Below are 7,959 nucleotides of genomic sequence, written 5' to 3'. Positions count from 1 at the left end.
AGATGTGTATAAGAGACAGGTCGTCCTGCGTCCCTCCGTGTGGCAGCATGCGGACATGGTTGAGCAACTCACCCTCCCGCAGGCGCTCGCGCTGCTGCTCGTCCGCCCGGACGACAAGGTCGGCCTGACCGAGCAGGGCATCACCGTCGGGCTCGGCGGTGCGGTCGTCGGCGAGCTCGCGCTCCGCGGGCTCCTCACGTACGAGCACCCGCACGTCATCGCCCGGAAGGCACCGCTGACCGGCGATCCGCTGCTCGACGGGCCGTTCACCGAGATCGTGGCCGCACCGAAGACCCGACGGGCCGGGTTCTGGGTGGGTCGCTTCGGCAAGAACCCTCTCCGCATCGCCGTCCTCGACGGGCTGGCCGAGCGGGGCATCCTCGACCGAGAAGAGCGTCGGGCCCTGGGCGTCTTTCGGTCGACGGTCTACCCGGAGCGGGACGGCGGCCCGGAGAAAGCCCTCCGCGCGGGGATCGCGGACGTGCTGGAAGGGAGGCTGCTCCCGACGCCGTTCACCGCCGCCCTCATCGGCCTGCTCGACGCCACCGGCACCCTCCGGAAGCAGTTCGGCAAGGTGGACCGGGCCGTCGTCCGGCGCATCACCGAGGGTGACTGGGTCGCGCCGGCGGTCAAGTCGGTCCTGGCGGCGCAGGCTGCGGCGACAGGCGGTGCAGGAGCGGTGTGACCCGCCGCGCGCCCGGCGAGCCTCGGCGAGCCACCGCTCGGTCGGTCAGACCCGCGGCGCCACCAACTCGATGAACCGCGACAACAGCGCCAGCCCCGGGATCGACGGCGGCAGCGCTGTCGTCAGCGCCGGCGAGTGCACGAGGTACGCCGCCCACTTCGCCCGTGACAGCGCCACGTTGAGCCGGTTCGGCATGAGCAGGAAGTCGAGCCCGCGCGGGATGTCCGCCGCGGAGGACGCGGCCAGCGAGGTGATCGACACCACCGCCTCCCGGCCCTGGAACAGGTCGACGGTGCCGACCTGCGTCCCGCCGAAGCCTGCTCGGACGAGGGCGTCCCGGATGACCGCACCCTGCGCGTTGTAGGGCGCGACGACGATCACGTCCTCGTCGGTGAGCGCCCGCGTGCCGTGCTCGTCCGTCCAGGTGCGGCCGACGACGTCCGCGACGAGGGCGACGACCTGCGCCGCTTCCTCCGGCGACGAGGTCGTGTTGCCCGCGTGCACGACGGGCACCGGGTGCACGCCAGGCTCCAGCCCAGCGAGGTGCCGCCCGGACACCATCGACGCGAGCTGCCCGTCGTAGGACAGCCCCGACACCGCGGCGGTCAGCGCCGGTTCCATCCGCCGGGTCTTCGCGAGGAAGTACCCGAACTCCGGCGGCAACACGTGCTCACCGTCTGCCAGCCACCCGAGAGCTGACTCGTCGACCGGCTCGGGGTGCGACCCCTGCGAGACCTGGGGCAGCTGCTGCGGGTCACCGAGCAAGAGCAGCCGGGAGGCGGCGATCGCGGAGGCGATGGTCGGCGCGAGGGAGAACTGGCCGGCCTCGTCGACGACGAGCAGGTCCAGGGAACGCCGGCCGATGGTCGCGTCGTTCGCGAACGTCCACGCCGTCCCGCCGACGACTCCCCCGGCGCCCGTGTCGGCGCAGGACTGCAGGAACGCGGCGATGGCGGCACCGTTCTTCACCGGGGTCCACCGTGCGGCCTCGATCTCCTCGGCGTCGGCACCGCTCTTCGGCTGCTTCACGACCCGCTCCGCCGGCACGCCGGCGGCGATGACCGCGTCGAGGAAGTTCTCGCTGGTCGCGTGGGATTGCCCGACGACACCGACCCGCCACCCGTGCTCGCGCACGAGCGTCGCGACGACGTTCGACCCGACGTACGTCTTGCCGGTGCCAGGAGGCCCTTGGATCGCCAGGTACGACCGGTCCAGTCCGAGCAGGGTCGCCACCACGGCACCCACTGTGTCGTCGCCGACGACCGGCTCGAGGGTCCCGCGCGGCGGCACCCTCCGGAGGAGGTCGAGCGCCGGGTCGGGCAGCATCTCGGGCAGGGCGTCGAGCACCTCGGCGCCCCACTCGGCGATGGCCTCGGGCTGCGGCTTCGCCCGGGGCGGCGACGAGGGCGCGAGCGCGGCCGGGAAGTCCGTGTGCGGTTCTCCCCCGCCGACCGGCATGCGTTCGAGGAGCAGCACCTCGGTGGCGTCGCCGTTGTCCCACACCTCCAGGATCGAGGCGCGGTCCGTCGCGCCCTTCGAGCCGGGGCCCGGGGTGGTGATCGACGCCGGGAGTGGGTCGTCGTAGACGAGGTGAGGCGAGCCTCCCGGCCGGAGGCGCGAGCCGGGCGCGAGCGTTCCCGACAACCGGATCTCCCGTGACAGCGAGCGGGCGCGCGGCAGCGTCGCCCAGTCCCGCTCGACGGAGGCGCGCTCGACGACCAGGACGTCCCGCGTGTCGGCCCACTCGTCGACGGGGTTGCGGAGCCGGTCGAAGTGGTCCTGCCAGAAGGTCTTCGCCTCTCGGCGGTGGTAGTCGATCGCGGCCGCGGCGAGCGCCAGCGCGGTCTGGTCGGGCGTGCGGTCGAGGGCGTCGATGTCTTGTGTCTCCGCAGCGAGCGCGACATAGACGGGGTTCGGCTCCCGCTCGACGGGGACGGGCGGGAGGCCCTCGAGCTCGACCGTGGTGGTGGCGTCCGGTGCGTGTTCGGCGCGGAGGCCGAGCAGCCAGTCGCGGAGGCGCAGCGTCGACCGGCAGTCGTAGGCGTTGTAGTCGGCGACCTGGTCGAGCTGACGCTGCCCCTCGGCGGGGTCGCCGGTGCGGAGTTCCTCGATCGCGTCGACGTAGGCGGTGATGCTGTCGGCGGCGTTCGTCACGTCGCTCAGACGCAGGTCGTCGCCCATGTACAGCGGCTCGAGCTTCTTGATCGAGTAGCTGCGGCTCCCGACGACCAGGGCCTTCCGCACGATCGGGTACAGGTCGACGAGGACGCCGGCGCGCAGCAGGTCGTCCACCGCGTCCTCGCCCACCCCGTGTCGGGCGGCGAGGGACAGCAGGTGCGTCCGCTCGTACGCGGCGTAGTGGTAGATGTGCATGTCCGGGTACCGCTCTCGGCGGTCGGCGATGAACGCGAGGAAGTCCAGCAGCGCCTGCCGTTCGTCGCGGATCGTGTGCGCCCAGAACGCGCGGAACTCGGCCTGATCGTCGACGAGGCCGAACAGGTAGTCGAGGCCCCAGTGCACGCCGTCCTCGGTGTGGAGGGGGTCGCCCTCGAAGTCGAAGAAGACGTCGCCGGGATCGGGTGCCGGGATCGCGTCGAGTGCCCGTGCGTCCAGGACGTCGAAGGCCGGTCTCGCTTCTTCGGCTTCTCCGGCCGCGCGCTCCGTCTCGATCTGGAGGCTCGCCTGCCGCACCAGACGGTCCAGCGTCGTCTTCGACATGGTCGCCACCGGCGCGGTCCGGACCGCCAGGTCGTCGATGGACCGGACGCCCTGCCGGATCAGCTTCGTCCGCTGGTCCAGGCGCATACCGGCGACGAGGACCAAGTCGCGGTGTCGCTGCACCTCCTGTTGGCAGGCGGAGCACCGGCCGCAGCTCGAGTAGCGCGGGTCGCCCCACTGCAGGGCGTCCTGTGCGCGGAGTCGCTCGTCGATCACCCGGATCAACTCCGCCCGCTGCGTGCGGTACACGGGCACGATGTCGGCCAGGTCGTGCGTGGTCGTCGTGCGGTCGCCGAGGACCAGGTGCACCTGCTGCCCGGTCGGGATGTCGTTCGCCCGCATCTGCTCGGCGTAGGCAGCAAGCTGCAGCAGGGCGCTGATCTTGGCGTGTCGGGCGAGCTTGGTGTCGTAGACCTCGTACTCACCGCGGTCGTTGCGGATGATGAAGTCCGCGAAGCCGATGAAGCCGGTGCCGTCTGCGGACGCGGGGACGTGGAACGTCGGTTGGAAGAGGACGTCCGCGCCGTCCCGCATCGCGTTCCGCGCTCGTTCGGCGGCTTCGGCGTACTGCGGTGGTGCTGGGCGGTCGAACCCCACAACGTCATGGGTCTGCTTGAGGATCTCGAGGTAGTCGAGTTCGTGCTTGTCACCCAGGCGTGCCGTCCGGTCGACCATGTCGTCGTGCTCGTCCGGCAGGGGCTCCCCGCGGCCGAGCTTGACGTCGAGGCGGCGGAGGAACGCCCACTCGCAGGTCGCCCACGTGGTGAGGTCGCTGGGGCTGAGCAGGGCTCGGCCGTCCTCGGTTATCTGCATGCGGTCCTCCTTCCGATCCGCGCCAAGCCTAGGAGCGGACGCCGACACCGTCGGTCGTCGCCCGGGAGCTCCAGCCCGAGGTCGTTCACATCGCAGCTGCGCGACATACCACCGTTGCGCTTCGCTGTTGATATGTGGAATCTTGCGAGGTGCAGAGCACTTGCTCACATGACGATGAGGAGACACCATGACCACGCTGACCGCCGCATCGCGAGCGTCGATGCTCGAGGAGGACCTGCTCCGGGTGACGGCGAGCCGTAATCCCGTCCTCATCATCGTCATCGCCGCCGCGATCATCGTCGGACTCGGCTTCATCGCTTATCTGCAGGTCCAGTGCATGTCCCACGGCTACCGCGCATTCAACGCCGTCATCAACGTCCAGTGGCACGGAGCGGTCAACGCCACGGTGAAGTTCAGCTGCGTCAAGTGACGCCCGCTTCGGTCGCCCCGCCTCTCATTGCGCAGAACTGCCGCAAGGAGTACCGGACCGGGACGCGCGCATTGGCAGGGGTCGATCTCCGTGTCGAGCCCGGCGAGCTCGTGGCCCTCCTCGGACCGAACGGCTCCGGCAAGTCCACGCTGATCCACGGCATCGTCGGCTTGCACGAGGTCGACGCGGATGCGCTGGCGCTCGCCGGTCACGACGTCGACACCGTCGCAGCCAAGCGCTCCCTCGGCTTCGTACCGGACGAGTTGCCCATCCCACTGTCCCTGACCGGCGGCGAGTACCTCGACCACCTCGTTCGACTGCGCCTGAACGCGCGCGAGCACGCGCGCGGAAGGGATGCGTCGCGACCAGGCGGACGCAGGAGCACGCCATGGCGGGACACCCTGGTCGAGGAACTCGCGCTCGGTCCGCACCTCGACAAGTTCATCGGGGACATGTCGCACGGCACGAAGAAGAAACTGCAGCTGATCGCCGCGGTGGAGCACGTGCCGGACCTCCTGGTGCTCGACGAGCCCTTCCGCGGCCTCGATCCGCGATCGGTCGTGGTCATCCGCGCCCTGCTCGACGCCCTGCGGTGCCGCGGCACCGGGGTCCTCGTCGCCACACACGACGTCCTCGCCGCCGAGCACTGGTTCGACCGGGTCGTGATCCTGCACGACGGCGTGGTGCTCGCGGACGGACGACCCGCTGACCTGATGGCCGAGCACGGAGACGGATCCCTCGAATCCGTGCTCCTCCGCGCAGTCGCCGCTCCGCCCGCGGACACCGTCCGCGCACGCCTCCACGACCACCTCACTCCAGGAGCCCTCACATGACCCCGTTGCGGATCAGCATCACCGCACTCGCCGCCGTGCTCGGCGCCGCCCTCGTCATCGCACTGCTCGCTGCAGGCAGTGTGGCGCTCGCTGTCGGCACCGCGTCGGACGTCCGTGTCCCTGGCCTGATCCAGGTCACCGCCGGTGCCGGCGACGACCTGGCGAGTGCGTCCTTCGGCAGCGGTGTGCTCCTGTGGTTCGCGGGCATCGCGGCTCTCCTCACAGCGGCCGGGCTCCTCCGGCCGTGGTCAAGTCGCCGACAGCGAGCCCGCTGGCCGCGCCGTGGCGCATGAACTCGTCGGGGTCGTCCGCTTGGTCCACGCGACCTGGCGCGGTGACCTCACGCGGAGCGTCACCGGTTCACCGGTCCTGACCACCGGCCTGGAGGCGCTGCTCGCCCTGGTCGTGTCAGGTTGGCTGGCGCTGTCGCTCACGATGGTGACGCCTGGTCCGGTCGCGGTGCCCGTGCCTGCTCAGATCCAGCTGCTCGACGACTCGGTCGAAGGCGCAGCGTTGGTCAGCGCATGCATCGCCTGTGTCTGCACCGTCCTGATGCCCGTGTCTCGTGCGCTCACCACGATGCTCGCCGTGGTCCCGCTCTCACCCGTGACCCGAGCCATGGGCACGACGGTCCCCTTGCTCGCGATCAGTACGGTCGGCGGCCCGGTGGTCGTCGCACCGCTGCTCGCCGGTGCCATCCGTCTGTCCGAAGCACCGATCGCCGTCAGCGCGGTGCTCCTCGTACCCTCTGCTGCGCTCGCGGCGGCACTGGCAGCGAGTGCCGTCATCCGGGTGCTCGCAGCGGCGGCCAGCGCATGGGGACTCACCGACGTCGTCGGCACGACGGTGTCCACCGCGGCGACACTCCTGCTCGCGGGGCTGTCCGTGGCCGGTCTCCGCGCGATGAGCATGCCGACCGCCGCGGAGCACGGCCACTGGCCGCTCACACTCCGAGCTGCTTCGGTGGTGCTCGCCCTCGCCGCGGCGACGCTCGTGTTCCTCGCGAGCAGCCTCTTGCGGGACCCCGTCGTCCCCGGAGCGGTCCGGCTCCTGGCGCGTCGCGGTCGCACGATCGCACGGCGGTTCCCGGTCGCGGTCGACCTCTTGCTCTGGGTACGCGACCCGACGGCCCTGTCGACGCTGCTGCTCATGACCCTGCTCGTACTCGGTACCTGGATCGCCTCCGAGCGCGGCGCCGCATGGTCAGAAGCGTTGACGGGCCCGCTGCTGCTCGGAGTGCCGTGTGCCCTCGGCCTCGTGCACTACGGGACCGATCGAACGACGTCCTGGCGGCGGAGTACGGTGCGCCCGATCCGGTACGACGGGTGGGCAGCTGGCAGGGTGGCGCAGGGCATCACCGTCGCGCTCGCGGGCACGGTCCCGGCCGCGATGCTGCTCCTTCCGCCGGACCTCGGCTCGGACGGCCCGCAGGTGCGCTCGCTCGTCGTCCTCGCGGCGAGCGCGGGGGTCATCGCAGGCGTTCTCGTCCCGAGTGACCTCGAGTTGCCCGGTGCCGCTCTGCTCGCAGCGCTCGTCGCTGCACTGCTCGTGGGCTTTCCGATGTGGATGGTGCCGCAGATGCTCGACCTCCGGCAGCAACCGATCGCAGTCCTGGGGGTCGCTGTCGGCCTGATGCTGCTCGCACCAATGGTCATCCAGGCTCGACGGCGCCGAGCAGTGTGCGCGTGACCGAGCTCGACCTCCACGACGGAGTCGTCCTCGAACCCGTCGACAGCTGCACTCCCCTTGCTCGTCCCGGCGCGGTCATCGTCCGCGTCACCGACACCGCGACCGGGATCGACATCCTGGTCGCAGACACGGAGCTGCCGCGGTTCCTGCTGATCAACGCACTCGCCCGGCCACCGAGACGCAGCACGACGCGCTGCCCCTGGGGACGCGCGCGGCGGACGCGAGCCGAGCCTCCAGGCCGGCGCAGCGCCTGCTCGGCGGCCGTGATCGCGCTCGTGCGTGCGTGCGGGCTCCTCGTCCTCGCCAGTGGTCTTGCACTCGCCGGGTGTTTCGTCACGGTGCAGGCACCACCGCGATCGGTTGCGGCGGCCGCGTTCGCACCGGTCCTGGCGCTGATCGTGACGATCGCTCACGAGGCGGGCCACTGGGTGGCGCTCCGGGCACTCGTCGATCATCGGGCTGGGGCGATCCTCGTCGGGTGGCAGACGTGTGCGATCGTCCACGGTGACCTGGCCGGCCGTCAGGACCGCCTGGTCGCCGCGGCGGGGCCAGCGGCCGGGCTGATCGTCGCGGTGGCGAGCAATGCGGTGACGCGGTTCGATCCGGTCGGCGCGTGGACGAGCGTGGTGCTCGTGGCGGTGAACCTCCTCGGGCTGCTGCCGGTGACAGCGGACGGTCGACGGGTGTTCGGGTTGCGACCGTGAGAGCAGGACAGACGCGCGGAGTCCCTCCCGTGCCACTGCGCTCGGCTGCCGCCATCCTCGTGCGTCATCGCGCAACCCTCGATCGGG

General features: G+C 71.1%; 7 protein-coding genes. 6 read left to right on the top strand and 1 reads right to left on the bottom strand.

Going from position 1 to position 7,959, the window contains the following annotated elements:
• Window positions 1-55 precede the first annotated feature (55 nt).
• A complete protein-coding gene (locus tag DEI84_RS14145; protein ID WP_110891324.1) occupies window positions 56-685 on the top strand; it encodes a GPP34 family phosphoprotein in 630 nt (209 codons plus the stop codon).
• 45 nt (window positions 686-730) lie between these two features.
• Here the strand turns inward: DEI84_RS14145 and DEI84_RS14140 are convergent, their stop codons facing one another.
• Window positions 731-4,216: a bifunctional RecB family nuclease/DEAD/DEAH box helicase gene (locus DEI84_RS14140; RefSeq protein WP_110891323.1), complete on the bottom strand. Its 3,486-nt coding sequence runs from the start codon at window positions 4,214-4,216 to the stop codon at window positions 731-733.
• Between the two features lie 187 nt (window positions 4,217-4,403).
• On the opposite strand from DEI84_RS14140, the gene DEI84_RS15515 reads away from it, so the two are divergent.
• The 5 genes from DEI84_RS15515 (at window position 4,404) to DEI84_RS14120 (ending at window position 7,872) form a co-directional block, all read left to right on the top strand.
• Window positions 4,404-4,646, top strand: a complete 243-nt coding sequence (locus DEI84_RS15515) for a hypothetical protein (protein WP_146236384.1) — start codon at window positions 4,404-4,406, stop codon at window positions 4,644-4,646.
• A 71-nt stretch (window positions 4,647-4,717) separates the two neighbouring features.
• Window positions 4,718-5,479: an ABC transporter ATP-binding protein gene (locus DEI84_RS14135; protein ID WP_181420476.1), complete on the top strand. Its 762-nt coding sequence runs from the start codon at window positions 4,718-4,720 to the stop codon at window positions 5,477-5,479.
• Window positions 5,476-5,772 (top strand): hypothetical protein, encoded by a 297-nt coding sequence (locus tag DEI84_RS14130; protein WP_110891321.1) that lies wholly within the window; start codon window positions 5,476-5,478, stop codon window positions 5,770-5,772. The genes DEI84_RS14135 and DEI84_RS14130 overlap by 4 nt, the downstream gene beginning before the upstream one ends.
• Window positions 5,762-7,168 (top strand): hypothetical protein, encoded by a 1,407-nt coding sequence (locus DEI84_RS14125; protein WP_110891320.1) that lies wholly within the window; start codon window positions 5,762-5,764, stop codon window positions 7,166-7,168. Before DEI84_RS14130 ends, DEI84_RS14125 begins: the two co-directional genes overlap by 11 nt.
• Window positions 7,165-7,872, top strand: coding sequence for a hypothetical protein (locus DEI84_RS14120; RefSeq protein WP_146236383.1), 708 nt, complete (start codon window positions 7,165-7,167; stop codon window positions 7,870-7,872). Before DEI84_RS14125 ends, DEI84_RS14120 begins: the two co-directional genes overlap by 4 nt.
• Window positions 7,873-7,959 lie beyond the last annotated feature (87 nt).

The organism is Curtobacterium sp. MCBD17_023, from assembly GCF_003224415.1.
GTDB lineage: Bacteria > Actinomycetota > Actinomycetes > Actinomycetales > Microbacteriaceae > Curtobacterium.
This window is presented reverse-complemented; position numbering and strand designations above follow the sequence as displayed.